Origin of the sequence: Streptomyces sp. NBC_01433 (assembly GCF_026340105.1) — a bacterium.
Taxonomy (GTDB): domain Bacteria; phylum Actinomycetota; class Actinomycetes; order Streptomycetales; family Streptomycetaceae; genus Streptomyces.
On record NZ_JAPEPM010000002.1, the window covers coordinates 703,387 to 729,738 of the forward strand.

22 protein-coding genes are annotated in these 26,352 nt (G+C 72.8%); 17 read left to right on the plus strand and 5 right to left on the minus strand.

Going from position 1 to position 26,352, the window contains the following annotated elements:
- Window positions 1-320: 320 nt before the first annotated feature.
- The 10 genes from OG413_RS30690 (at window position 321) to OG413_RS30735 (ending at window position 12,627) form a co-directional block, all read left to right on the plus strand.
- Window positions 321-1,079, plus strand: a complete 759-nt coding sequence (locus OG413_RS30690) for a serine hydrolase (RefSeq protein ID WP_266811298.1) — start codon at window positions 321-323, stop codon at window positions 1,077-1,079.
- Window positions 1,076-2,671, plus strand: coding sequence for an alpha/beta fold hydrolase (locus tag OG413_RS30695; protein WP_266811300.1), 1,596 nt, complete (start codon window positions 1,076-1,078; stop codon window positions 2,669-2,671). The genes OG413_RS30690 and OG413_RS30695 overlap by 4 nt, the downstream gene beginning before the upstream one ends.
- 77 nt (window positions 2,672-2,748) lie before the next feature.
- Entirely contained in the window at window positions 2,749-3,606 is an 858-nt protein-coding gene (locus OG413_RS30700; protein ID WP_266811302.1) for an AraC family transcriptional regulator, read from the plus strand.
- A 372-nt stretch (window positions 3,607-3,978) separates the two neighbouring features.
- On the plus strand, window positions 3,979-5,067 hold the full coding sequence (locus OG413_RS30705) for an iron-siderophore ABC transporter substrate-binding protein (protein ID WP_266811304.1): 1,089 nt from the start codon (window positions 3,979-3,981) through the stop codon (window positions 5,065-5,067).
- A 69-nt stretch (window positions 5,068-5,136) separates the two neighbouring features.
- Window positions 5,137-6,153 (plus strand): iron ABC transporter permease, encoded by a 1,017-nt coding sequence (locus tag OG413_RS30710; protein WP_266811306.1) that lies wholly within the window; start codon window positions 5,137-5,139, stop codon window positions 6,151-6,153.
- Window positions 6,154-6,266: 113 nt separating this feature from the next.
- A complete protein-coding gene (locus tag OG413_RS30715; RefSeq protein ID WP_266813177.1) occupies window positions 6,267-7,280 on the plus strand; it encodes an iron chelate uptake ABC transporter family permease subunit in 1,014 nt (337 codons plus the stop codon).
- A 56-nt stretch (window positions 7,281-7,336) separates the two neighbouring features.
- Window positions 7,337-8,164: an ABC transporter ATP-binding protein gene (locus tag OG413_RS30720; protein ID WP_266811307.1), complete on the plus strand. Its 828-nt coding sequence runs from the start codon at window positions 7,337-7,339 to the stop codon at window positions 8,162-8,164.
- Complete coding sequence (locus tag OG413_RS30725) at window positions 8,161-9,870, plus strand: ABC transporter ATP-binding protein (RefSeq protein WP_266811309.1); 1,710 nt, start codon at window positions 8,161-8,163, stop codon at window positions 9,868-9,870. The genes OG413_RS30720 and OG413_RS30725 overlap by 4 nt, the downstream gene beginning before the upstream one ends.
- Entirely contained in the window at window positions 9,867-11,681 is a 1,815-nt protein-coding gene (locus OG413_RS30730) for an ABC transporter ATP-binding protein (protein WP_266811311.1), read from the plus strand. The genes OG413_RS30725 and OG413_RS30730 overlap by 4 nt, the downstream gene beginning before the upstream one ends.
- A gap of 52 nt (window positions 11,682-11,733) precedes the next feature.
- Window positions 11,734-12,627 (plus strand): siderophore-interacting protein, encoded by an 894-nt coding sequence (locus tag OG413_RS30735; protein WP_266811312.1) that lies wholly within the window; start codon window positions 11,734-11,736, stop codon window positions 12,625-12,627.
- 107 nt (window positions 12,628-12,734) lie between these two features.
- Here the strand turns inward: OG413_RS30735 and OG413_RS30740 are convergent, their stop codons facing one another.
- Both OG413_RS30740 and OG413_RS30745 read right to left on the minus strand, forming a co-directional pair.
- Window positions 12,735-13,394, minus strand: coding sequence for an MSMEG_1061 family FMN-dependent PPOX-type flavoprotein (locus OG413_RS30740; protein WP_266811313.1), 660 nt, complete (start codon window positions 13,392-13,394; stop codon window positions 12,735-12,737).
- 362 nt (window positions 13,395-13,756) lie between these two features.
- A complete protein-coding gene (locus tag OG413_RS30745) occupies window positions 13,757-14,704 on the minus strand; it encodes a MerR family transcriptional regulator (RefSeq protein WP_266811314.1) in 948 nt (315 codons plus the stop codon).
- Window positions 14,705-14,828: 124 nt separating this feature from the next.
- Between OG413_RS30745 and OG413_RS30750 the strand changes: the two genes are divergently transcribed.
- Window positions 14,829-16,376 (plus strand): alpha/beta hydrolase, encoded by a 1,548-nt coding sequence (locus OG413_RS30750; RefSeq protein ID WP_266811315.1) that lies wholly within the window; start codon window positions 14,829-14,831, stop codon window positions 16,374-16,376.
- A 103-nt stretch (window positions 16,377-16,479) separates the two neighbouring features.
- Here the strand turns inward: OG413_RS30750 and OG413_RS30755 are convergent, their stop codons facing one another.
- The 3 genes from OG413_RS30755 to OG413_RS30765 form a co-directional block, all read right to left on the minus strand.
- Complete coding sequence (locus OG413_RS30755; protein WP_266811317.1) at window positions 16,480-17,466, minus strand: alpha/beta hydrolase family protein; 987 nt, start codon at window positions 17,464-17,466, stop codon at window positions 16,480-16,482.
- Window positions 17,467-17,572: 106 nt separating this feature from the next.
- Window positions 17,573-18,286, minus strand: a complete 714-nt coding sequence (locus OG413_RS30760; RefSeq protein ID WP_266811319.1) for a C39 family peptidase — start codon at window positions 18,284-18,286, stop codon at window positions 17,573-17,575.
- A gap of 161 nt (window positions 18,287-18,447) precedes the next feature.
- A complete protein-coding gene (locus OG413_RS30765) occupies window positions 18,448-19,446 on the minus strand; it encodes a helix-turn-helix transcriptional regulator (protein ID WP_266813179.1) in 999 nt (332 codons plus the stop codon).
- 422 nt (window positions 19,447-19,868) lie between these two features.
- On the opposite strand from OG413_RS30765, the gene OG413_RS30770 reads away from it, so the two are divergent.
- The 6 genes from OG413_RS30770 (at window position 19,869) to OG413_RS30795 (ending at window position 26,279) form a co-directional block, all read left to right on the plus strand.
- A complete protein-coding gene (locus OG413_RS30770) occupies window positions 19,869-20,588 on the plus strand; it encodes a cupin domain-containing protein (RefSeq protein WP_266811321.1) in 720 nt (239 codons plus the stop codon).
- Window positions 20,585-21,649 (plus strand): hypothetical protein, encoded by a 1,065-nt coding sequence (locus OG413_RS30775; RefSeq protein WP_266811323.1) that lies wholly within the window; start codon window positions 20,585-20,587, stop codon window positions 21,647-21,649. Before OG413_RS30770 ends, OG413_RS30775 begins: the two co-directional genes overlap by 4 nt.
- Window positions 21,646-22,842, plus strand: coding sequence for a hypothetical protein (locus tag OG413_RS30780; RefSeq protein WP_266811325.1), 1,197 nt, complete (start codon window positions 21,646-21,648; stop codon window positions 22,840-22,842). Before OG413_RS30775 ends, OG413_RS30780 begins: the two co-directional genes overlap by 4 nt.
- Window positions 22,839-23,759, plus strand: a complete 921-nt coding sequence (locus tag OG413_RS30785) for a hypothetical protein (RefSeq protein ID WP_266811327.1) — start codon at window positions 22,839-22,841, stop codon at window positions 23,757-23,759. The genes OG413_RS30780 and OG413_RS30785 overlap by 4 nt, the downstream gene beginning before the upstream one ends.
- A gap of 100 nt (window positions 23,760-23,859) precedes the next feature.
- Window positions 23,860-24,402: a hypothetical protein gene (locus tag OG413_RS30790; protein ID WP_266811328.1), complete on the plus strand. Its 543-nt coding sequence runs from the start codon at window positions 23,860-23,862 to the stop codon at window positions 24,400-24,402.
- Between the two features lie 101 nt (window positions 24,403-24,503).
- On the plus strand, window positions 24,504-26,279 hold the full coding sequence (locus OG413_RS30795) for an asparagine synthetase B (protein ID WP_266811330.1): 1,776 nt from the start codon (window positions 24,504-24,506) through the stop codon (window positions 26,277-26,279).
- Window positions 26,280-26,352 lie beyond the last annotated feature (73 nt).

Below are 26,352 nucleotides of genomic sequence, written 5' to 3' on the forward strand. Positions count from 1 at the left end.
TACCCCCGCCGCCCGCCGTCACCGAGTCGAGCCGGACATTGACTCACGGGGCGTCATATCGGTGCCTTAATCACGGTCCGGGCCGAACTCCGGGAGGCGAATTTCACTGTCTTCAGGTGGGGTTGGTGTAGCAGGCACCACCGGGATCGGGGGGACAGCTGTAGTGAGTTCGGATTACCGCGCGCCTAGCGTCTGGCGGTATGAGACATGACCGGAGAAGAGCGAGGAAACTCCCCTTCAGGATGAGACAACGGGCTTGGTGCGCAACGGCGTTAGCCGCGGCCGGCTGCGAGGCGGCGCGCGGCGCGCCCGCCGACGCCTTGGACACCCTTGTCACCCGGCACGGAATACCGGGTACGGCGGCCGAGGTCATCGACCCGGACTGCGGCCGGTGGTCCGCCGCCCGTGGCGTCGCCGATCTGCGTACCGGCCGCCCGATGCGTGCCGAGGACCGGCTGCGGATCGGCAGCGTCAGCAAGACGTTCACCGCCACGGTCGTCGTGCAGCTCGCCGCGGAGGGCCGGACCGGGCTGGACTCTCCGGTCGAGCGCTATCTTCCGGGGCTGATCCGGGCCAACGGCTATGACGGCCGGAAGATCTCCGTACGTCGGCTGCTCCAGCACACCAGCGGCCTTCCCGACCATGTCGAATCCATCGCGCCGCCGCCGGTGGACGAGTGGCGCTTCCGCCACTTCGAGCCCCGCGAACTGATCGCGACCGCGCTCACCATGCCGCCCCCGGACAAGAAGTGGCACTACGCGACCACCAATACCGTCGTCGTCGGGCTCATCGTCGAAAAGGTCACCGGACGCGGCGTCGAGGCGGAGGTGACCCGCCGGATCATCAAGCCCCGCGGCCTGCGCGACACCTACCGGCCGGGCGACCGCACACGTGCCCGGGGCCCGCACTCGCGCAGTTACGTCATCGCCCCGGGCGGAGCGGACGGCGCACCGCCGTCCCGGTCCGACGGCACCGAGTGGAACGTGGCCCTCGGCGGTGCGGGCGGCGCGCTGATCCCTGCCGTGGACACGGCCCTGTGCGCCACCGACCGTACGCACCAGCTCAAGGAGACTCCGTGAACACCCTCCGCCCGGCCGCGCGCCGCGCCTCGGCCGCGGGCCTCGCGCTCGCCGCCTGCCTCACCGCTTCCCCCGCCGTGGCCACGGCACTCCCCGCCACGGACCGCGACCGCGCCACGACGGCCACCGGCGCCACCGGGGCCGGGCTCGACCGCTACTACCGCCAGCGCCTCGACTGGGGAACCTGCCTCAAGGGCCCCGACGACACGATGGGCCGGGACCTGGAGAAGGCCGGTGTACGGTGCGCGGACGTGACCGTACCGCTCGACTACGCCGACCCCCGGGGCCGTACGATCACCGTCGCGATATCCCGGCTCAAGGCCACCGACACCCGCCGCCGGATCGGCTCGATCCTCCTCAACAACGGCGGTCCGGGCGGCACCGCCCTCGAATCACCGCCGGATGTCCGCAAGGCGATGAAGCGGGTCGGACCGCGCTACGACATCATCGGCTTCGACCCGCGCTTCGTCGGCCGCAGCACCCCGCTGGACTGCGGCTGGCCCGTCGGCACCTCCATCGCCTCGGCCGGTCTCGGCCGGGCGTCGTTCGAGCGGCAGGTCGCCCTCCACAAGAGCCTGGCCGACAAGTGCCGCGCCACGAACGCGTCGGTGCTGCCCCACGTCAGCACCCGCAACACGGCCCGCGACATGGACGTCATCAGGGGCACGCTCGGCGAACGGAAGATCTCCTACCTGGGCTACTCGTACGGCACTTACCTGGGCACCGTCTACACGCAGATGTTCCCCGGCCGCTACGACCGCGTGGTCCTCGACGGAGCGCTCGCCCCGCAGGACTACGGCCCCCGGCTACTGCAGGGCGCCGAGGACGCGAACGAGCGGGCGCTCTCCGGCTGGGCCGCCTGGGCGGCGGAGCGCGACGCCGCGTACGGTCTCGGCCGCACCCGCGCCGAGGTGCTCGCCACCGTCGACCGGGTCTACGCGGTGTCCGCGCGCGACCCGCTGACCGTCGGCACCGCCCCCGATGTCTTCCGCATCGACGACACCCAGGTGCCGTTCCTCCTGATCGCCGGGGTCGCTGACGACAGCGAAGTGGAGCGGGCCGCCTTCGGCGAGCAGGTGTCCGTGCTCGCCAGGGCCGCGGAGGGCCGGCCGACCCGGCTGTCGCCGCAGTTCGCGGCGATGCTGCGGCGTGCGCTGACGGGTGGGGAGTCGCAGTCGGGCAGCGTGCAGTCCGCGATCATCTGCGGGGACAGGGCGGCGCCGCGCGACACGGAGGTCTACTGGCGGGACATCGAGCGCAGCCGCGCCGCGCACCCGCTGTTCGGCCCGCTGACCAACAACATCGGCCCGTGCGCCTTCTGGGACCGGCCGCGTGAGGAGCCCACCCAGGTGCGGCGCGACGCCCCGGCGCTGATCGTGGCCGCCACCGGTGACCCGCGTACGACGTACCGGAGCAGCGTCGCGCTGCACGGCATGCTGCCGAGCTCCAAACTGATCACGCTCAAGGGCGCCAACCGCCATGCGGTCTACGGCCTTTACGGCAACGCCTGCGTGGATGCCGAGGTCAACACGTACCTGGCGACCCGGAAGCTGCCCGTGCACGACCGGACCTGCGTCAAGCAGACCGGCTGAGCCGGCCGGAGCCGGCGACGGGAGCGGCCGGGCCTGCCCGGCCGCTCCCCAGCGTGAAGTTAGGGTAGCCTAAGTTCATGCCGATCACCCTTCCCCGTCACCAGCGCGGCGAGGCCCCCTCGACAGTCCCGCTCCAATGGGCCGAACCGCCGGGCGGTGGCGGCGAGGTGGCCGACCCCTATCTGCTCACCACATCGGTCTTCGACGGCGCCGAGCCGAAGGAGCCGCCGACCTCCGCGGTGCACACGCACACCGACGGGCTCCTGGTCTGGCCGCACTTCGGTTCGCTGACGCTGCACACGCGCACCACGGTGCGCCGCCTCATACCCGGACAGGGTGCCTGGCTGCCGCCCGGCACCCCGCACGCCGCGTTCCACGAACCGGGCAGCGTCTGCTGCTACACCTATGTGGCGCGGGCGGCCGCCCCGCCGCAGTGGTCCTCCCCGCGTCCGATGAAGGTGGGCCGCGCGCTCCAGGAGATGCTGCTCCACCTCGACGCGACCTCGATGCCCGACGATCTCCGGCTGCGGACGCAGCGCGTCATCATCGAGATGCTGGAGGAGGACACGCATCCGGTGATCGAGGTACCCGTACCGGAGGACTGGCGGATCCGGGTCCTCGCCGACGATGTCATGCGCGACCCGGAGAGCGATCGCTCGCTGGAGGAATGGGCGGCCCGGCACGCGCTGAGCGTGCGCACCGTCACCCGGGCGTTCGGCCGCGATGTCGGGATGCCGTTCACCCGCTGGCGTTCGCTGGTACGGATGTCCGTCGCCACGGCTCTGCTCGCACAGGGGCGCCCGGTCAATCTCGTCGCGCACCGCTGCGGATACTCCACCACGAGCGCGTTCTCCGCCGCCTTCCGCCGGGTGACCGGGGCCAGTCCGACCGAGTATCTGCGCGAGCAGAACGTGCCGGTACCGGCCGGCCGCTGAGCCGCCCCGGCGGGCGAGTCCCGCCGGTGACCGTACCCTCTTGCCGCACCCCCTCGCCGTACCCCCTTACCGCTCGTCCGCCCGTCCACCGGCACCAGAAGTGTGCCGGGGACGGGCTTTCGGCCGTTGCCGCCCGGCACGATGCACCCCGGATCCGCGCTCCGCCGGACATTCGGCGGGACGTGGCCGATACGCGACGCACCCTGGCCGCTCCGCGACCCCCACGAGACTCCCGCCTCTCTACTGTCTCCTTGGGTAAGGGTTGCCTAACTTTCTGGTGCGCGGAGTCGCGCACCGTATGCACCCGCCTTCGGTGGTTTTCCCTCACCCGTGCCACGTCGCACCGAACGCGGTCAGGATCCAAGGAGAGACATGTCCACATTCACCCCGGCCCGACGCGGACCGGGAGCCCTGGCCCGCGCGCTGGCGGTGGCGGTCGCCGCCGTCGTCGTCCTGACGGGCTGCGGCGGCAACGCGTCCGAGTCCGACTCGGCCGAGGCGAAGCCCGGTGCCGCCGCGGCCGGCTTCCCCGTGAGCATCAAGCACGGCCACGGGACCACGACGATCAAGCAGAAGCCCAAGCGCGTCGTGGCGGTCAGCTGGATGTCACTGGATGTGGTCGCGGCCCTGGGTACGGTCCCGGTCGGTGTGGACAAGCAGTGGGGCGGCGACAAGCAGGGGTACACGCCCTGGTTCCGCAGCACGGTCGAGAAGCTCGGCGGCCCCCTGCCCGAGACGCTGAACTACGGTGACGCGGGCGAGATCGACTTCGAGCAGATCCTGTCGCTGGAACCCGACCTCATCGTCGGGCTGTACTCCGGCATCAGCGACGTCGACTACAAGCGCCTCTCCGAGATCGCGCCCACCATTCCCTATCTGAAGAAGCCGTGGGACGGCGGGACCTGGCAGGAGATGACCCGCACCATCGGCACGGCGCTGGGCGAGACCAAGAAGGCCGAGAGCGTGGTCACGGACGTCCAGGGGCAGTTGGCCTCCGTCGCCGCGGACCACCCCGAGTTCAAGGACACGACGTTCACCTACGGGGTCGCCCTGACGCCCGGCTCGACGGACCTCGGCCTCTACGTCGACTACGACGCCCGGGTCCGGCTGCTGACCGAGATGGGCTTCAGGAACACCCCGTCGATGAAGGCGATCTCCTCCACCGTCAAGGGCACCAACTGGTACGGCGGGATCAGCCTGGAGAAGCTCGACAGCATCGAGGCCGACATCTTCGTCGGCTGGGCCAACGGCCCCGACGAGGTCCCCTACACCCTCAAGGACCCGCTGTTCACCCGCTGGAAGCCGATCGCCGGGAAGCACTACGCGTTCGTCCAGGACCCGGCGATGGGCATGGCCACCAGCGGACCGTCGGTGCTCTCCATCCCCTGGGCGATCGAGCGGTACGTCCCGATGCTCGTCGACGCCGTCTCGGGCAAGGGCAGCACCGGCGCGGACAACTGACCGACCCCGCCGCTCTCCACAGGTGACGCCCTCCCCCAAGGACAACCATGACGACCGCCTCACCCACGGGTGACCTCACCACCGGCCCGGCGCAACCGGTACCGCCCGCTGATCCTGCTCACCGCCGTCGGGCTGCTGCTCGTCGTGGCCGTCCTCAGCGTCATGGTCGGCGCGCGTTCCATCGCGCCGGGCACGGTGTGGGACGCGCTGTTCCACTTCGACGACTCCGACGAGCACGTCATGGTCCGCGAACTGCGGGTCCCGCGCACCACGATCGGACTGGTCGTCGGCGCGGCACTCGGCCTCAGCGGCGCGCTGATCCAGGCGTTCACCCGTAACCCCCTGGCCGATCCCGGCATCCTCGGCGTCAACGCGGGCGCGAGCCTCGCGGTGACCTTCGCGGTCGCCGTACTCGGGTACACCGGCGCCGGCCAGTTCATCTGGTTCGCGCTGGCGGGGGCCTTCGGGCTCACCGTGCTGGTCTACACGCTCGGCTCGGTCGGCGCCGGTCGCGGCAGCCCGGTAAAACTCACCCTCGCGGGCGTCGCGTTCACCGCCGTGTGCGGCGGCTTCACCTCCGCCATGGCGCTGAAGAGCACGACCACCTTCGATGTCATGCGGTTCTGGTCGGTCGGCTCCATCGGCGGCCGGTCGCTCGACATCCTCCCGGTCGCCCTGCCACTGATCGGCGCCGGTCTCGTACTCGGGCTGCTGAGCGCGGGATCGCTCAACGCCCTCGCGCTCGGGGACGACATCGCCCGGTCCCTGGGCACCCGCCTCGCGGTGACCCGGGTGGTGCTGGTCCTCGCCGTCACCCTGCTGGCCGGAACCGCCGTCGCCGTCGCCGGACCCATCTCGTTCGTCGGCCTCATGGTGCCCCACATCGTGCGCTGGTTCGTGGGGCCCGACCAGCGCTGGATCCTGCCCGTCACCGTCATCGTCGCCCCGGCCTTCCTGCTGAGCGCCGACATCATCGGACGCCTGGTGCTCCCCTCCGGGGAACTGCGGGTCGGACTCGTCACCGCGCTCGTCGGCGCCCCCGTACTCGTCGCCCTCGTCCGGCGCCGGAAGGTGAGCACCCTGTGACCGCCGAAGCCGCACCCGCCACGACCGAAGCCGCACCCGGCACGACCGTCGCCGTACCCGCCGCGACCGAAGCCGCACCGGACCGGGTCGACTTCGGCCGGACCACCTGGACGCTGCGGCGTACCGGACTGGCCCTGCGCGTCGAGCGCCGGTCCGTCCTCGTCTGCGCCGCGCTGGCCGTCACCGTGGTGGCCCTGGGCATCGCCACCCTGGGCTCGGGGTCCATCTCGTTCACCCCCGGCCAGGTCCTGTCCGCCCTGTTCGACCCGGACGCCGACTCCCGGGCCCGGCTCGTCGTGGTGACCTGGCGGCTGCCCAGGCTGCTGTTCGCGATCATCTGCGGCGCGGCGCTGGCGATCAGCGGCGCGATCTTCCAGTCGCTCACCAAGAACCCGCTCGGCTCCCCCGACGTGATCGGCTTCGCCTCCGGTTCGTACGCGGGCGCGAGCGTCGTGATGCTTCTGCTCGGCACCGCCAACTACCTCGCGGTCGCCACGGGTTCACTCATCGGCGGGGCCGCGACCGCGCTGCTGGTGTACGTGCTGGCCTACCGTCACGGGCTGCACCCGTTCCGGCTGATCATCGTCGGCATCGCCGTGGGCGCGTTCCTCAGCTCGCTCACCTCGATGCTGCTCCTCTCCGTCAACCCGCAGCAGGCGATGCTCGCGGCCACCTGGGGGGCCGGCTCACTCAGCGGACTCGGTTTCGGCCAGCTGTGGGTGACCATGGTCGTCTTCGCCGTCCTGCTGGTCGGCTCCGCCGCCGTGGTCCGGCCCCTGATCCATCTCGAAATGGGGGACGACACCGCGGTCTCGCTCGGGGTGAGCGCGCAGCGCGCCCGGCTCACCGCCACCGTCGTCGGGGTCGCGCTGACCGCGCTGGTGACCGCGGCGGTCGGCCCGATCGCGTTCGTCGCACTCGCCGCACCCCAGATCGCCCAGCGTCTGACCCGGAGCTCCACCACCCTGCGGATCGTTCCCGCGTCACTCACCGGCGCCGCGGTCCTGGTCGGCGCCGACTTCGTCGCGCAGCGCATCGACCTGCCCGTCGGTGTCGTCACCGTGTCCGTCGGCGGGGCCTATCTGGCCTGGCTGCTCGCCCGCCAGTACGCGGGCAGCCGCCGATGACCGCGCCCGCGGCGCACCGCCTGCCCACCCCGTCCCCCAGCTGCCAGGAGTACCCCGTGACCACCACGACGCAGAGCACCCGGACCCCGGTACCGGCCCGGCTGGAGGTGCGGGACGCGTCCCTCGGCTACAGCCGGCGGCCGGTCTCGGAGCACCTGGACGTACGTATTCCGGACCAGTCCTTCACCGTCGTCATCGGCCCCAACGCCTGTGGCAAGTCGACCCTGTTGCGGGCCGTGGCCCGGCTGCTGAAGCCGACCGCCGGGCAGGTGGTGCTCGACGGCCGGTCCATCGCGAGCTACCGCTCCAAGGAGGTCGCGCGGCTTCTCGGGCTGCTGCCGCAGACCTCGCAGGCGCCGGACGGGATCACCGTCGCCGAACTGATCGCCCGGGGCCGCCACCCGCACCAGGGGCTGCTGCGCCAGTGGACCGAACAGGACGAGCGGGCCGCGCTCGACGCCATGGCGGCCACCTCCGTCACCGAACTGTCCGGCCGGCTCGTCGACGAGCTCTCCGGCGGCCAGCGCCAGCGGGTCTGGGTGGCGATGGTGCTCGCCCAGCAGACCCCCGTCCTGCTGCTGGACGAACCGACCACCTTCCTCGACATCGCCCACCAGATCGACCTGCTGGAGCTGTTCACCGATCTGCACCGCGCCGGTCACACCCTCGTCGCCGTGCTGCACGACCTGAACCACGCGGCCCGCTACGCGACCCATCTGATCGCCATGCGCGACGGCAGGGTCGTCGCCGAGGGCGCCCCCGAAGAGGTGGTGACGGCCGAACTCGTACGGGAGGTGTTCGACCTCCCCTGCCAGGTCGTGCCCGACCCGGTCACCGGCACCCCGATGGTCGTCCCGCTCGCCCGGCAGCGGGACGCACGGTGAACGAACCCACCGCCGTCCGCGAGCCCGCCACCGGCACCCGCCCGGAACTCCCGGACCGCGAACCCAGCACCGTACAGGCACTGTTCCGCACCGCTCTCCTGCGGCAGGGGCGCGGCGGACGGCTCGTGCTCACCACGCTCTCGTTCATGGTCCACGAACTGTGCGAGGCCCTGGTACCGATCCTCATCGGGATCGTCATCGACCGGGCTCTGGCCCCTTCGGACAGCTCGGCGCTGATCGGGTGGCTCGCCGTGCTCGCCGGGGTGTTCGTCGCCCTGTCCTTGTCCTACCAGCGGGCTTCGTCGGCCATGGTGAGCGTGTACGGCTACGGCGAACACGCCCTGCGACAGCGCGCCATGGACCGGCTGCTGGACCCGCGCTCCCTCCTGCGGCGCCCAGGAGCGGGAGAGGCGCTCTCCCTGGTCTCGTCCGACACCTACCGTGTCGCCGGGGTCTCCTGGAGCGTCGTGCAGCAGGCGTCCACCATCACCGCGATCCTGACCGCGTCCACCGCCCTGCTGCTGATCTCCGTCCCCCTCGGTCTGGGCGTCATCACCAGCACCGTCCTGGTGCTGCTCGTCATGCGCAGGATCTCGATGCCGCTGGAGGCCCGGGGGCTGGCCGAGCAGAGCTCGGCGGCGCGGGCCGGTGAGGTGGCCACCGACATGATCACCGGACTGCGGGTGGTCATCGGCATGAACGCCCAGGCCGAGGCGGCCCGCCGCTACCGTGCCGCGAGCGACGAGTCACGGCGCGGCGCCGTCACCGCCGCGCGTGCAGTCCTGGCGTACTCCAGCCTCAGCGTGCTCATGTCCGGTGTGTTCCTCGCCGCGCTCGCCACCGCGTCCGGGTACCTCGCGCTCGACGGGCGCATCACCATCGGTCAGCTCGTCACCGTCCTCGGGCTGGCCCAGTACCTCCAGGGCGCCCTCGCCCATGTCGGCACCTTCGCGTCCAACTGGATCCACAAACGCGCCTCCGCCCGGCGGCTCAGCGACCTGATCAACGAACCGCCCCTGATCGGCCCCGCGTCGGCCGCCGCCCGCACCGTACCGGCCCCTTCCACCCCGGTCTCCGGCACCACCGGCCCGGTTCTGCGCTGGCACCCGCCCGGCCGGGACGAGCCGCTCCAGCTGCGAACCGGCGACCTCGTCGGCGTCGTGCCCGCCCACCCCGCGCACGCCCGGAACCTCAGCGACCGGCTCGGCTACCGCGTCCCGCTCGACCGCGGTGAACTCCTCATCGACGGGATCGACGCCGTCGACCTCGGCCCCGACCGGGTCCGCGCGCGGATCGCCGCGCCGCCCCACCACGGCGCCCTGTTCTCGGGCACCCTGCGGTCGAACCTCGTCCCCCGCGGCCGCGACGGCGACCCCGCCGTGCTCCGGGCGACGATGCTCGACGACGTACTCGAACACCTCGGCGGGGACGGGAGCGACATCGGCGAGCGCGGCCGCAAGCTCTCCGGCGGCCAGCGCCAGCGCCTGCTGCTCGCCCGCGCGCTGCACTCCGGGGCCGACTTCGTCGTCCTCGACGAGCCCACCACCGCGGTCGACCCCGCGACCGAACAGCGCATCGCCGAAGGACTGCGCGCCCTGCCCGCCACCACCCTGCTGATCACCACCAGCCGCATCCTGCTCTCCGCCTGCGACCGGGTCATCGACCTCGGCGCCGCCCACCACGAACCGAACGGAACCCCCCGGTGACCCCGGCGCACCCCACCCTGCCCATCGCCGGCCCCCGCCGCACCCGGCGGGAACTGCGGCGCCGACTCGGCGCCCACCGCGTCCGGCTCGCCGCCGCGCTGCTCACCCTGCTCAGCGGTACGGCGGTCACGCTGGCCACCCCGGCGATCCTCGGGAGCATCGTGGACGCGGTCACGGAGCAGGCCGGACGCGGCCGGCTGACCGCTCTCGGCGTCGCTCTCCTGCTCGTCGCGACCGCCGGCGCCGCCCTCGCCCACGCCGGAGGCCGGATGCTGATCACGGTGGTCCAGGACGTCCTGGCCGCGCTGCGCGAGGACGTGTTCGAGACCGCGATCCACCTGCCCGTCGCCACCCTGGAATCCTCCGAAAGCTCCGACGTGGTCTCGCGGGTCACCCGCGATGTCGAGGCGATCTCGGAGGCGGCCTCGGATGTGCTGCCCGACATCACCAACGCGGGCTTCACCATCGGCCTCAGCCTGGTCGGGCTGGCCGTCCTCGACCTCCGGCTCGCCCTCGCCGGTCTGGTCTGCCTGCCCCTCCACATCCTCGCCACCCGTCAGTTCCTCGCCCGTTCCCACGTCGTGTACGGGGACATCCGCCGACTGGAGTCCGCACGCGGGCAGTCCGTCATCGAGGCGGTGCACGGGGCGGAGACCATCCGTACCTACCGGACGCAGGGCGAGCACCTGGGAGAGCTGTCCGAGCGCGGTGAGCTCGCCATCGAGCGGCAGCGCGACGGGGTGAAGTTGCGCAACCGCTTCACCGGCCTGCTCAACGCGGCGGAGTTCATCGGGCTGGCCGCCGTTCTCCTGTGCGGTTACGCGCTGCTCGGCTCGGGGGCCATCACGCTCGGCGCGGCCACCGCCGCCGCCCTCTACTTCCACCGGCTCTTCGGTCCGGTCGGCGCGCTTCTGGGCAGCCTGGACGACGTGCAGCGGGCCACGGTCGGCCTGGCCCGCCTCGTCGGGATCACCGACCTGGGCCGCGACCGGGACGAGACGCACGGGCGGGACGAGACGGACAGCCGGGGCGAGACGGACGGCCCGGCTGACGCGGACGGCCGGGGCGAGGCCGACGGCCCGGCCCGTGCGCCGCACCGCCCGGCGATCGAGGTGAAGGGCGTCTCGTTCTCGTACGACGGCACCCGCCCCGCGCTCAGCGAGGTCTCCCTGCGCGTGCCCGCCGGCAGCAGCCTCGCGCTCGTCGGCGCCAGCGGCTCGGGCAAGACCACGCTGGCCCGCCTGATCGCGGGTCTGGGCGAACCCTCACAGGGCCGGATCACCATCGGGGACGGCATCGCTCCCCCCGGCCGGTACCTGGTCACCCAGGAGGTCCACCTCTTCGGCGGCACCCTCGCCGACAACCTGAGGCTCGCCCGCCCCACCGCCACCGACGAAGAACTCCGCGACGCCCTGCGCGAGGTCGGCGCCGACTGGGCACTCGACCAGGAATGCGGGCCGGACACCGTGCTCGGCCCCGGCGGCACCCCCCTCGACGACGGAGCGGTCCAGCACCTCGCCCTGGCCCGGGTGCTGCTCGCCGATCCGCCCGTGGCCGTCCTCGACGAGGCCACCGCCGAGTCCGGACCGCAGGCCAGGAACCTCCTGCGGGCGGCTCTCGGACGAGTCACCCGGGACCGCACCAGCGTGATCGTGGCGCACCGCCTGGAACAGGCACGCGACGCCGACCTGGTCGTCGTCCTCGCCCGCGGCCGGGTGGCCGAGCAGGGCACCCACGGTGAACTGCTCGCCCGCCGCGGCGAGTACGCCGCCCTCTGGCACGCCTACACCGCGACCGCTCCCCCTTCCTGACCTCACCCCGACGCACCGCACCACCACCACGCCAGCACGAAGGAGCACACCCATGACCATCCACCGAGCCGTCGTCGCCCGGGTCCTGCCGCTCACCGGAACCATGGTCCGGATCACGTTCCACGGCGCGGACCTCGCCACGTTCACCTCGACGGGAGTCGGCGACGAGTACGTACGCCTCTTCTTCCCCCACGGGGCCGACCGGGCCGACCTGTCACTGCCCGAGACGACGGAGAACGGCGACTGGCAGACCCCGGAGGGCAGGCCCACCGCCCCCATGCGCACCTACACCATCCGCGCGGTGCGCCCGGAGGCCGGGGAGATCGACATCGACTTCGTGCTGCACTCCCACGGTGTGGCGTCGAGCTGGGCCGCCGCCGCGCGCCCCGGCGACATGATCGGACTCAACTCCCCCACCGGTCTCTACAGTCCCCCCTCCGACCTCACCTGGCAGGTCCTGATCTCCGACCTCACCGGCCTGCCCGCCGTCGCACGGATCCTGGAGGACACCCCGGACGGGGTCACGACCCGGGCGGTCATCGAGGTGCCGGGACCGGCCGCCGTCCAGCCGCTCCCGGACCGGCCGCACATCAGGTCGACCTGGAGCTACGGCGGCAACGGCGAGGGCCCGAGCCGCCTGGCCGAGCTGGTCGCCGCCGCGATCCCGCCCGGCGCGGACCTGACCGGCGGATACATCTGGGTCGCGGGCCAGACCAACGCCCTGCGCACCGTGCGCCGCCACCTCCGCAAGGACCTGAAGCTCCCCATGGAACGCTTCAAGGTGGTCGGCTACTGGGTGCCGGACTCCGACACCTGGACCGAGCGCTACGAGGCCCTGCCCGCGGACGTACGGTCGGAACTGGACGCCCTCTGGGACAACCCGGCCGACGAGCCGGAGGACCTCACCATCCGGTACGAGGCCCGCCTCAGCTCCCTCGGGCTGTGAGGCGGCGCGGGCCGAGGCCCGCAGGGCTCACGGGCTGACCCGCGTTTGATCCTGGGGCGTGCCGGCCCGGGGTCCGGCCGCCTGGTGTTCGCTCGCGGATCGGCCCGTCACTCGTACCGGTACTCCAGCGAGTCCGCCTCCGCCTGCTCGATGTCGGCGATCGTCAGCTCCGGCATCCGCAGTTGGGCCAGCGTCACCTCGGCCGAGGTCGGCTGGGCGTCCGTCGGCAGCCACTGCTCCGGCTTCCAGGCCCCGCTGCGCAGCAGCGACTTGGGGCAGTGCGGGTAGACCTCCTCGATCCCCAGCACCAGCGCGCTGCCCGGCGGCTTGCCCACGGCGGTCAGCTGCGACAGCAGCTCCGGGCGGGTGGAGACGACAGCCCGGCCGTTCACCCGCAGGGTGGTGGTCCGCCCGGGGATGACGAACAGCAGCCCGGCCCGTCCGGTGGCGATGACGTTCCGCAGGGTGTCCAGGCGCTTGTTGCCGGTCGCGTCCGGTATCGCCACCGTCCGTGCGTCCAGGACGGCGACGAATCCGGCGGGGCCTCCGCGCGGAGAGACGTCGCAGTTGCCCTCGGCGTCCGCGCTGGCGACCAGCACCAGCGACGAGCAGCCGATCAACCGCCGCGTGTGTTGGGTGAGTTCGGTCATCTGCTTGCGCACGGCCGCGTCGCCGGGGAGTCCGTAGGCCCGGCGCAGCGCCTCCTGGTCGGGCACAGCGTCGCGGCGGAGCGAGTCGAAGGCACTGCCGGCAAGGGGTGTCGTCATGCCTCCGACCCTATGGGGCCGACCTGCGATTGATCTCGGTCGGTGGGGGTGGGGACATGGAGACGGCCGCGCGAGTTGTCCGGTGTGCGATCGGGCAGGCCCGCGCGGCCATGTCCCGTCCTGCCGCCTGTGGTCTGTCGCGCCGGCATCTGGGCGAGTTGGTCGCGGAAGTCGCCCCGCGCTGGGTGGCGCGCTGCTGGTCCGTGCGTCATGGGCGACGTGAGGACGGCCGTCGGCGGAGGCGAGTGCCGGGTCGGGCCGGAGTACGAACCGGTCTTCATCGACCGGCTCCTGGTGGCACCGGTCCATCCGCGGACATCAATCGCGGGTCGGCACGTCAGGCTTTCCGGCCCCGCCGGGGTTCAGGCCGCCCGCTCGGCGCTCTCCCCCGTCAGCGCCGCGAGCAGCCAGTCGTGCGCGGTGCCGGGGGTCGGCTCGGCACGCCCGTCCCGCGGGCCGATCACCTCGGCCACCAGCTCCCAGTACCGGTCGATCCGCGGGTCCGCCGCGAGCCTGCCGGTCAGCAGACGGCGGAAGTCCGCGCTGTCACCCGTGCCGTACGAGGCGGCGTAGGCGGCGACGAAACAGTCCAACGCCTCGCCCGGACGCGGTGCCCGCCCCCATCGCAGCTGAGCCGCCGCCAGGCCGTACGCCTCGCCCAGACCGTCGTACAGCACCGCCGGACGGAAGTCCGGGGAGGACCGGTGGACCACGGGCTGCACCCGCTCGGTCCCCTCGCACGGGCGTGTCACAAAGGCGTTCAGCCGCGCGAAGGCCAGCACCTGCGCGGGCGTCGGGTCGTCGGGCGGCGGCGGCACGGCCTGATCCAGGAACGCCGCGAGCGCCCGGCCCCGCATCCGTCGCGGCAGCCAGGCCCGCCAGAACCGTACGAGCGGGTCCGTACTGGGCGGGGCCGTCACCGTACCGATGAGCCGCAGCCGCTCGGCACGTTCCTCCGGCGCGCACTCCTGGACCAGCCGCAGTCCCGCCTCGCGCCACCGCAGCGCCCCCAGCCGGCTGCCGACCTCGCGCAGCTGTCCGGCGACGGCTTCCTCCAGCGCACCGCCCGACCCGTCCTCCTCGTCGAGGATGCGCCGCACCTCGGGGACCGGCAGGTCCAGGGCGCGCAGGGAACGGATCAGCAACAACCGGTCCAGGGCGTCCGGGCCGTAGCGGCGGTGGCCCCCTGAGCTGCGCGCGGTCTCCGGCAGCAGGCCGCGGTCGGAGTAGAAGCGGACGGTCTTGACGGTGACTCCGGCGCGCCCGGCGAGCTCGCCGATGCCGCACAGGCCGTCGTGCGACGGGAACACTTGAACCTCCCTCAGGGGGAGTTCCTACCGTACCGGTGCGAGCGGACGGGCGATCGAGGAAGGCTCGGCCGCCGCGCGGACCTCGGTGTACGGGCTCCGCGGCATGACGTACGAGGAGAGGCCAATGACCACATTCATTCTGGTGCCCGGTGCCTTCACCGGCGATCATGTGTGGGACGAGACGGCGGCGGGGCTGGCCGCGGAGGGCGCCGAGGCGCACGCGGTGACGCTCACCGGGCTCGGCGGGAGCGAAGGGCTCGGCAGGAACGGCGGGAGCGCGGCCCCCGGGACGGACCTGGAGACGCACATCGCCGATGTGGTGCGGCTGATCGACTCCGTCGGCACGGCGGACGGCCGGGACATCGTGCTGGTGGGTCACGACTACGGGATGCACCCGGTGCTGGGCGCCGCCGACCGGCGTGCCGGGCGCATCGCGCGGATCGTCTGCCTGGACACGGGCCTGCCGCGGAACGGCGTCCCGGCGCTGGCCGCCGTGCCCGCCCAGGGCGTGCGCGAGGAGTTGCGGACGCGGGCGGGGCAGGACACTCCGGTGGGTGACGAGGTACTCCCGGCCCCGGACTCCGGGGAGGACTGGCAGCGCTGGGGCAGCACCGCCGGTGTTCCCGAGGAGGCGCTGGACCGGCTGACCCGGCTCGCGGCCCCGCAGCCGCTCGGCACCCTGCTCCAGCCGCTGCGGCTGACGGGCGCGGCCTCGGCGGTGCCGACCACCGGCGTGCTGTGCACCGCCAACGGCGCGAGCATCGAGATGGTCCAGACGGTGGTGGGCCTCGGCGACCCCGCCCTCCAGGCCCTCGTGGACCAGCGGGTGAGCTTCTTCGAACTCCCCACCGGGCACTGGCCGATGCTCTCCTGTCCCGGCGAACTGGTCACGGTGCTGCTGCGGGCTGTCGCGGGCGAGGGGCGTCGGCTGACCCCGGCGACGGGCGAACGGCCGGCGCACCTGAGACCGTTCCTTCTGGACCTGCCGGACATCCCGCGCGAGCGGAGCGGAAACGTGGATCTGTATCTGCCGCCCGAGGGCGAAGGGCCATACCCGGCCGTGGTGTTCGTGCACGGCGGCCCGGTGCCCGCCGCCGCCCGGCCGACCCCGCGGGACTGGCCGACGCTGACCGGGTACGGCCGGCTCGCCGCCCTGCGCGGGGTGGTGGGCGTGACGCTGGACCACCGGCTGCACGAGATCACCGACCACGCGCGCGCCGCCGAGGACGTCGCGGCGGCGGTGGATCTGGTCCGGGCCGACCCACGGGTCGACCGGGACCGGGTCGCGCTCTGGTTCTTCTCGGGCGGCGGCCTGCTCGCGGCGGACTGGCTGGGCGCGCCGCCCGGGTGGCTGCGCTGTGTCGCCGCGAGCTACCCGATCCTCGCACCGCTGCCGAACTGGGGGCTCGGTGGCAGCCGCTTCCGGCCGGTGAGCGCGGTGCGCGGGGCCGGTGAGCTGCCGGTCGTCCTGGTCCGGGCCGGGCTGGAGATGCCGGAGATCGCCGTGACGGTCGCGGAGTTCCTGGCCGCGGCCGACGAGTGCGGAGCCGCTGTCGAGGTGATCGACGTGCCCGAGGGCCACCACGGGTTCGAGACCGTCGACCCGACCGACGCGTCACGCGACTCCGTCCGCAGGACGATGAGCTCCGTCCTGTCGCACCTGACGTCCTGATGGCCTGACCCCACCTGACCACCTGACCGCCTGACCCGGCACGGGCAGCTCGACGGTCACCCGGCACCGTCTGCTCGACGGTCCTGGAGCGCGAGTGCCCTGCCTACGCCTTGCGGAGCCGGGCGACGATGCCGTCGAGGTCCCGCCGGAACAGGTCGGGGCGGACGAAGTGCCCGCCGGGCACCTCATGCCACTCGTGCGGGATACCCGCCGCGCCGAGGCCGGCCCGGAACTCCCGCTGCCCGGCAAGCACCTGCGTCTCGTTGAGCGTGTCGAACCAGTTGATCGGGTCGGGGCTGGTGCCGGCGACCAGGAAGACCCGCTTGTCGCGGTAGCTCTCGATGCGCTGCACCGGGTTGTCGGCGCTGACCCTGGCCTCGTCCCACAGCGGCGCACCGTAGACCGAGCCGCCTCCCAGCTCCACGGCCGCGGAGGAGACGTTGGCCCAGTGTGTGACCAGCCCGGCGTCGCGGCGCAGGCTGGCCGGCCCGGAATGGGCACTCACCGAGGCGAAGTGGCCGTAGTACTTGGCCGCGTACTTCAGCGCGCCGAAGCCGCCCATCGAGAATCCGGAGACGGCCCGGCCGTCGTACTCGGCGTAGGTCCGGAAGTTGGCGTCGATCCACGGGAGGAGCTGGGCGATGTGGAACGTCTCCCAGTTCCGGGGGCCGGTGTTGGAGCTGACCGGATTGGAGTACCAGCCCGCGTGGCCGCCGTCGGGCATCACGACGATGACCGGCTTGCCCGCGGTCCAGGCGCGGATGCCCATGCGGTCGAACGTGATGAAGTCCTGGTCGGTTCCGCCGCCGTGGAAGAGGTACAGGACCGGATAGCGGCGTCCACCGGTGTGGTAGCCGTCGGGGAGCAGGACGTTGACGCCCGGATCCCAGCCGATCGCGTCGGTGGCGAAGCGGTAGTACCACATCCGGGGATCGCCCTCGTTGTGGTCCACGATGCGCAGCCCGAAGCCGTCGCCGGCCGCGCCGGCGGCCGACGCCGAGGCCGGCACACCTCCGGCGCCGAGAGCCGTCGCCGCGGTGATTCCGCCGATGGCCCTGATGACGTTCCTGCGGGTGGGGTGTGTGCTCAACGTGATCTCCTGGTGGTGGGGGAAGCGGCGCGGACTCGGCGGCGGGACACCGTGCGGGGTCGGCGGCCGGACCCGGATGCCGGGGCGGCCGTCGGCCGGGCGGACGTCAGGCGGAGTACCCCTTCGGGGGAATCAGCGTGGCGAGCTGGTCGAAGGAGATCCAGTAGATCTGGTTGCCGCTGAAGGAGGCGGGGTCGGCTATGAGAACCGTGCGGTCCACCTCGTCGTAGCCGAAGACGGTGAAGTAGTGATAGATCGTCTGGTCCGACGGGTATCCGGGCGGCTGGTTGCCCGGCGGGGCGACGATGTTGGCCACCAGCGGATAGTTCCGGTCGATGTCGAGGACGATGTCCGACCACAGCAGGTCGCGCTGCGCCTGGGTGGGCGGGTCGTTCGGCATCTCCTTGGTCTCGTACCAGCCCCCGCCCAGGTTCGCGTTGAGTACGCCGGTGACCTGGCCGATGTGGTCGGTGCCCGCCTCGGTGGTGCCGAGCTGCCGGGCCAGCTCGCCCTGACCGGGCGGGGCGGTGCGGGCGGAGAGCGCGATGCGCGTGGCGGCCGGGCCGCACCAGTAGCCGGTCTCCTGGACCTGGTAGTCGATCTGCAGCCAGTGGGCGCTCCGGGTACGGCCGGAGTCGACACTCAGCCGGTCGCCCGGCCGGTTGTACCCGCTGACGACGGCCGTACCGGCCCGGGAACCGTGGGTGAGTACGGACACGGCCGTGACGCGCGGTGCGGAGGACGCCTGGGCCGTGACGGGAAGGAGGAGTGTTCCGACGGCGACGGCGGCGATCGTGGTGGCCACAAGTCTCTTACGCATGGGGGCTCCTGGTGGGGGACGGGCCCTTACGGGAAGAAGCGGCGTGGGTAGGCACCCAGCCGTGGGGGACGGGCGAGGACCAGCGTGGTTCCACACCCACCACGGGCACAAGCGAGGTAAGTCCAGGCTTACGACCGGAGTTGGGGCCCGGTGCTCGCGGCCTACCGGCCGGCCGTCCGCCCCTCGGCGGCCAGCAGCGCGCGGCCCTCCGCCGTAGCGACGTGAAAGGTCCGTCCGGCCCTGCGGACGGTGGTGATCAGACCCGCCGCGCGCAGCACGTTCAGATGCTGGCTGACGGCCGGGTGGGTCACTTCCAGCAGGCGGGCCGCCTCCACTGTGGAGCAGCCGTCGCGGGTCGCGCGCAGAACGCCCGCGCGGGTGTGCCCGAGCAGCGGTCCCAGGGGGCCGGCGCCTTCTGTCGGGCGGGCATCGGGGGCGGGCAGGGCCCAGTCGGCGTTGTGGTGGATGGGATGGACCAGGACGGGTGGCAGTTCCCCGTCGGCCAGTGTGATCGGTGTGGGCCAGCAGAAGAACGACGGTTGCAGCACGAGGCCCCGTCCCTCCAGGCGCAGCTGCTGTTCGACGGGGTACGCGACTTCCAGTACCGGTGGCCGCCAGCGGAACTGCGGACCGAGTCCGGCCAGCAGCCCTTCGGTTCCGCCGTCCAGGAGACTGTGCAGCCGGACGGCACGGTCGGCGTCGACATGTGCCCGGACGCATTGCCAGTACGGTGCCAGCGCCTCCAGCTGGTAGGCGTTAAGGGCATCGCCCAGCTGACGCAGGGCATGCGGGTCACCGTTGGCCAAGGCGCCTGTCCAGCCCGCCAGTTGCCATGAGGAGGCCAGCCGCGTCAGCTCGGTGCGCAGTCGCGGGCGCGGTGTGCTCATCAGGGTGTCGACGGCCGCCTGGAGGGTGGTGCGGTCGCCGGAGGTGGGGGTGAGGAAGTCCGGCGAGTAGCCGCGGGGCGGCAGCAGGCAGGACAGCAGTCGGCGACTGTCCGGGAGCCGGGGCCGCGCCCAGCGGCGCCACGCGCCGAACACCCTCTCGCCGTCGCGGCGTTGCAGCGTCTGCACGCTGTTGCTGATCTCCCAGAGGAAGTCCGGCCCCGGGGCCACTCGAACCCGTACCAGGTCCTCGGACGTGAAGTACACCCGCAGCATGGCGGCTCCATCGATGGGTGAAGGCGTGCCGATGCCGACCGCTGCCATGTCCGTCTGATTCGTCTGCGTCCGCCTGCGCCTGTCTGTGCCTGTCTGCTCAATGAGCTTGTGGAGAAACGGAGTTGCCCCGATGCGCCACCGCTCCCGCGCAGCGTACCGCCGTACCGTGGCCGTACGGGCGTCGCTCGCGCGAGGCCGTTTCTCCGGCCCGTGGGACGACTCCCCCGGCGGGGGCCGTCCCACGCCGCCGGGTTCGCGGTCCCCACCCCCGTGTACGGCGCCGTCCGCCCGACCTGCGTTCACTCACCGTTCCCGCGCGCGTTGCCCAAGAGTCGCCGCGGAGGCTCCCCTTGTTGTGATCCAAGGCCATACGATGCGCTTGCGAAGCGCGCGCCGCGCACAGGAACACAGGGGGAGGCGCGATGTCAGGGAATCCGCGTGACGGCATATCCGACTCGATGCCGGGCGGGGCGTGGGGGACGCTCCCCGAGGGTGTGGAGCTGTACCACCTGAGGCCGGACGGAGGCATCGAGCTGGCCGACCGCGACGGCCCCCGCCTGCTGGGGCCCGAACGGGAGTTCCTCCGCTTCATCGATGACGGGCAGTTCGCCCACTATCTGGTGGGCGACGCGACGACCTCCCCCGAGCATCCCTCGAACGCCACGGTCAAGCTCGGTGTCGTGGGGCCGCGCAGCGCCTTCACCCCGCATGCCCATGGCGGTGAACACTTCGTCCTCAGCCTGGGCCACGCGGCGTGCGGCCTCTACGACGCGGACCGCGACCGGGTCACCGACATTGCCCTGACTCCCGGAACGCTGATACGGATTCCGGAGATGATGCCCCACTCCTTCGCGAACAGGGGCACCGATCCACTGACCATCCTCGCGGCCAACACCGGTTACGGGATCGACCACGAGGACTACGCGATCACCGCCGGTGAGGCCGAGCGCCGCGCCGCGGGCGGCATCCCGGCGGCCGGGCAAGTGGCCGTGGCCGCCGCCACCGACTACCGGGCACTCGCCGCCGCCCTGCGCGACATCGAGCGCCTCCAGCGGGACCGCGGCATCTCCACCACCACCGTCCGCGAGCGTCTGGCCGCACGACTGCGCCGTGTGGCGACCGCACTGGAGGTCCGCCGGTGATCTGTCCGCAATGCGAGAAGAACCTGCTCCGCAAGGAGCGTCCCAACAACACCTGCTCCCACTGCCGGCGCGGCTACGCGCTGGACCCCAAGACCAACTCCCTCGGCCTCAGCGACCTGCGGGTGCGCAGGATCCTCGCCAAGGTGACGGAGAACGGCAGCATCGCGGTGACGCCGGACCAGTTGTGGTTCGCGCTCTCCCGCAACCGCCTCAAGCAGGGCACGTTCGCACCGGGGTGCGCGGGTTCCTCGCTCTTCGCCGGGCTGGTCGTCGGTGCCTTCGGCGTTTTCAGCGAGATCGTGGTCCTCCTTCTCGTCTCGGGCGCCCTGCTGCTCATTTCCGCCGGGTTCACCTACGCGCGGGCCGCCGGTGCGGGCCGGGGCTTCCCGGCCATGAGCCGTGCGGCGTTCCGCACGGAGGCGCTGGCCCCCTGGCAGCGTGTGTACGGCGGGCTGCCGCCCGGGGTGCTCGACGACGCGCCCCGCGTTCCCCCGCAGGCCGGAGCCCGCGCGTTCTCGGGCACGGAGCCCAGGGCCGTACTGCTGTGCCCCGACCGTTCCATCACGGCGTTCCTGATCGCCGACGGCCTGCCCGCCCGCTACGGGATCGCGGCGGCCGGTGACCTCGACGCGGTCCGTGCCCTGCCCACGCGGGGCCCGGTGATCGTGCTCCACGACGCCGACGCGCACGGGGAACTCCTCGTCCGGCGCGTCCGCGAGAGCCTGGGGCAGCGCGCGGTGATCGACGCCGGGCTGCCGCTGCGTACCGTCCGCTCCCTCGCACGGGCCGTGCCCTACCGCGACCGGAACGGCCGGCCCGACCGGGAGACCATGGCGCGGCTCGCCGCGTTCGGCGAGTTCACCGACGAGGAGCTGAAGTGGCTGGGCAGGGGCTGGCGGTACCCGCTGGCCGGCATGCCTCCGGCCCGGCTGCTCGCCGCCGTCGCCCGGGTCGCCGAACAGGTCACCCGGAGCGTCGATCCGGAACGTCGTCGCGCCGCGTCCGTGGGATTCATGACCTGGCCCGGTCCGACGGCCGCGGACCTGGCGGGAGAGCGATGATCTGCCCCCGGTGCACCGCCTCGCTCAAGGGCAAGGAGCGCACCGGCCGGGTGTGCGTGCGCTGCCACAAGCGCTTCGCGCTGGACCCCGCGGTGCACGGCAAGGGCATGCACGACCTCCGTGTCCGGGGCATCGCGCGGCGGGCCACCGACCACGGCCGGCTGAAGATCGCACTCACCCAGCTCTGGTACCTGTCCCGCAGCGACAACTACGCGTGGGCCGGGCGGGAGCGGGAGGGTGTGCCGGCCAGGATCCGCTGGCTCGTGGCCCTGCCGGCGGCCGTCGCCCTCCTTCTGTGCACCGTCCTGGTCGACGGCGACCTCGCCTTCTTCGCCGGAGCCGCCGCTTTGCTGATCCTCGTCGCCGCTTCGGCCATGCGTCATCGCCCCGCGGTGCCACCCCGTTCGCAGATCATCCCCTCCGAGGAGAGATTCCGCGGTCTGATGACGGGCGCCTGGCCGACGGCATACGGCGGACTGCCCGCGGGCGTCTTCGACGACGCCCGCCCGCTGCCCCGGCCGCGCGGTGCGGGCCCTTCCCGTGCGTCCGCGCCGGTGTCGCGGCCCAGGGCCGTGATCCTGTGCACCGACCGGGTGGTGTCACTCTTCCTCACGGCCAATGACGTTCCGGGCCGACTGGGCGCCGTCCTGCTGGACACCACCGGCCCGGACGGACCGGCGGGGCATTCCGCCCTCGTTGCCGAGGCGCTTGACCGCCTCGCGGAGTACCGCGGCGCGCTGCCGGTGGTCGTCCTGCACGACGCCGACCCGCTGGGCGTGCTGCTGGCACCGCTCATCCGCGCCGCGCAGCCCGACCGGGTCGTGGTGGACGCGGGCCTGCCCGTCTCCGCGGCCCGGGGCAGGAAGGGTGTCGTACGGCTCGCCCGGCCCAACCGGATCGCCGACGCGGAACAGCTCCGCACGGTCGCGGGCCTGTCCGAGGCCGACGCCAAGTGGCTCGCCGACGGCTTCTGGAGTCCCATCGCCGCCGTACCGCCGCCCCTTCTCTCCTCGATCGTCGAACGAGCCGTGGAGCGGGCCCTGACCGTCCCGCCGCCCGGCCCCCAACAGGCCCACACCCACGGCTTCCTCACCTGGCCGCAGGCACCGCAGCCCCCACAGACCCCTCGGGCGCGGGGTACCGGCCGTCCCGGCACCGGCCCGTCCACGAAGGAAGGCACCAGCTCCGCATGACTCCGCGACGCCCCCAGGCTCCCGGAAGCGGTACCTCCACCGCCCCGGCACCCCGAACCGGACGCGGGCCCGGCGCCCGCCTCCTCGATCTGGCGATCACCGGGGCCGCCGCCCGCGCGGCGGGCCCCGGCGGCATCAGGTTCACGGAACGGCAGCTCTACTACGAGACGTGCCGCGTCCTGAGCCCGGCCGCGACCCTGCTCACCCGCGTCCCCCGGACCCCCGCCCCTCCCCTGCGTCTGCCGGCGTTCACGCGCGCTCTGGAGGCGCGGGGCAGGGAGAGCGTCGAGGGCCTGCTCCCGCCGGTACCGGCGCGGCCGCCCGCGCTGCCGCGGCCCCCGGCCACGCCGGAGCCGGGCGAACCCGACCTGTACGCCTACGGGTTGCCCCGCCTCCTCGTCTGCCAGGACCGCTCGATCGCCCGCATGCTGCTCGCCAACCATGTGCATCTGGAGGCGGCCTGCCCCGTCCTCGCGGCGGACGACGCCCTGCCGCTCGCCCCGCGCCTCGTCGGGGCGCTGGAGCGGGCGGAGGGCGCGACGGTCCACGTGCTGCACGACGCGAGCCCCGAGGGCATCGAGCTCCCGGCGCGGATCAGGGCCGCCCTCGGCCGCGTCCCCGGCGTACGGATCTCGTCGATCGGGCTCGTACCCCGGCATGCGGCGGCCCTTCGGCTCCCCACCGGCCGCGGCCCGGCACCGGCTCCGCCGCTGCGGCCCTGGCCTCCGGCGCTGCGGCCCCAGGAGGCCCAGTGGCTGGCGGGGGGACGGTTCGCGCAGGTCGCGGCCGTGTCACCGCCCCGCCTGGTACGGACGGTCCTGCGCCTCACCCGGGGACCCCGACCGCCGCGGAACTCCCTGTGGGTCGAACTGCGCGGGCTGCGTACGACGGGCTTCCTGACCTGGCCCGTCTCATGACCCACCACGTCATCCCGCCCGTGAACCGCGGGGCGGCCGGTCCGGGCGAGCCCTGGCACCCGCGGCCACGACCGCCCCACAGATCCGAGGAACGCACACGATGATCCGACCTCAAGAGATCGGCTACTCCGACGAGCTGCTCGCCGACGGAAGCGTCCACCGGCGCTACGAGGACGGCCGGGAGGAGTGGCGCCACCGCGAGGGTTCCCACCGCGACCTCGTGCGGTGGCACGACAACCGGAACGCCGCAGGCACCGACGAGCTCCTCGGCAACCGCATCATCAAGCGCACCCTCGCCGACGGCACGGTGACGTACGCCCGCGACATCGGATACGGCCGCACCCTGTGGGGCCGCGGCGAGACCGTGATGGTCAACCGGACATCGTTCGGCGGCAGGATGGGCGTCATGCTCACGGGCCTGGGCGTGGCGGGCCTCGCCATCACCGCCGCCCACCTGCCGCCGCTGAGCATGAGCCCCGCGGAGGAGGAAGCGCTCCGCCAGCAGCAGGCACAGAGCCAGTCGTCGTCCTCGGGCGACTCGGGTGGCGGCGGGGGCGGCGATTCCGGTGACGGCGGGTCGGGGGACTGGGACGCGGGCTGGAACGGCGACGACGACGCCTGGAGCGACGACGACTTCGGCTGAGCCGGCCGTTGTCGGCACGACCGAAAGCCGTGGCGACGGCAGCAGGGGCCGGGCCTGGGGCAGCGGCACGTAACAGGGAACATCAAGGAGAGGAGCCGTCCATGGCACGCTTCTGCGTCTGCCTGGCCCCGGCCACCCGACAGGCCCGGACCCATATCGAGGCGATGGGCGCGGCCGGGACCGGCCGCGCGCCCGTGGATGTCGCCGGGGCCGACCTGGGACTGATCGCGGCCGAACCCGGCCGCGCCGAAGGCCCGTTCACGGCGTACGGCCTGACGGCGATGGGTGAGGTCACCCTCCACAACCGCCCGGACCTCCTGTCCGCGCTGCACGCCGAGGGGTCGCCCGTACCCGACCGGTGCTCCGACGCCGAGCTGCTGTTGCGCTGCTGGGCGCGGCTCGGTGACGCGGGGGTGGCGCTCGCCGAGGGCATGTTCGTGCTGGCCGTGCTGGACGGCAGGGACCTGGTCCTGATCCGCGACCAGGTGGGCGCGCGCACGCTCTTCTACGCCCGCGCCGAAGGGGCGTGGGCCGCCTCGACCTCGCTGAGGGCGCTGCGGCGCTGGCCCGCGCTCGGCACGTCAATGAATCTGTCCGCGGTCCGTTCCTTCCTCACCTTCGCCTATCTGCCGGGCGAGGAAACGCTCCTGACCGGCGTGCGGGAGGTTCTGCCCGGACGGGTGCTGCGGCTGGCGGAGGACGGCACGGTCACCGAAACGGTGTACTGGGAGCCCCGCGAACACGTCGCGCGACCGCTGCCGCAGGATCCCACGGAGCATGTCCTGGCCCTGCGGGCGCTCCTGGAGCGGGCGACGGCCGACCGGCTCCCGGCGGCGGAACCTGCGGCGGTCCTGCTCTCCGGCGGGATCGACAGCTCCCTGGTCACCGCGCTGGCGGCGAAGCTCCACCACCATCCGGTGCGCACGTACTCGATCAGTTTCGGCGACGAACTCCCCAACGAACTGGGCTACTCGGGCCTGGTGGCCGCCCACTGCCGCACCCGTCACCGGGTCCTGAACGTGTCGGGGGAGACGGTCGCCTCACGGCTCGCGGAGGCGGCCGCGCTCCTGGACAGCCCGGTGGGCGACCCGTTGACGGTTCCGAATCTTCTGCTCGCGGAGGCCGTCGCCGCGGACGGCGCCTCGGTGGTCCTCAACGGCGAGGGCGGCGACCCCGTGTTCGGCGGCCCGAAGAACCTTCCGATGCTGGTGCAGGAGATGCACCGTGAAGCGGGGGCGCCGTGGGACGAGGACCGGGCGACCGCGTATCTGCGCTCGTACCGCAAGTGCTGGACGGATCTCCCGACGCTGCTGACCCCGCGGACCCTGGACGCGCTGCGGGACGCCCCGCGCCCCCAGCGGTTCGTGGAGCCGTATCTGATGCCGGGCGACGGCAGCCCGCACCGCATGGACCACCTCCTCAACCAGCTCCTGCACTGCAATCTGCGGACCAAGGGCGCGCACCACATCCTGACGAAGGTGGAGCGGCTGACGGCGTCGCAGGGCATCGAGGGCCGCTCACCGCTCTTCGACCGCCGGGTCGTCGACCACGCGTTCGCGACGCCACCGACGTACAAACTCCGTGGCTCGGCGGAGAAGTGGATCCTCAAGGAGGCCGTGCGCGACCTCCTGCCCGACACGGTCGTCGACCGGCCGAAGAGCGGGATGCGGGTGCCGGTGCAGCAGTGGCTGACGGGTCCGCTGCGCGATCTCGGGAACGATCTGCTGCTGAGCCGGCAGGCGGTCGGCCGGGGCCTGTTCCGCCCGGACACGGTGCGCGCCTGGATGAAGGGCGAGGGCACGCTGCTGCCCCGTCAGGGCGGCAAGCTGTGGCTGGTGCTGACGCTGGAACTGTGGCTGCGCTCGTACGCGTTGTGAGGTACGGGCGGCGGGATACGGCGGGTGTCGGAGACAGCGGGTGTCGGAACGGACGGGTGTCGGAGACAACGAG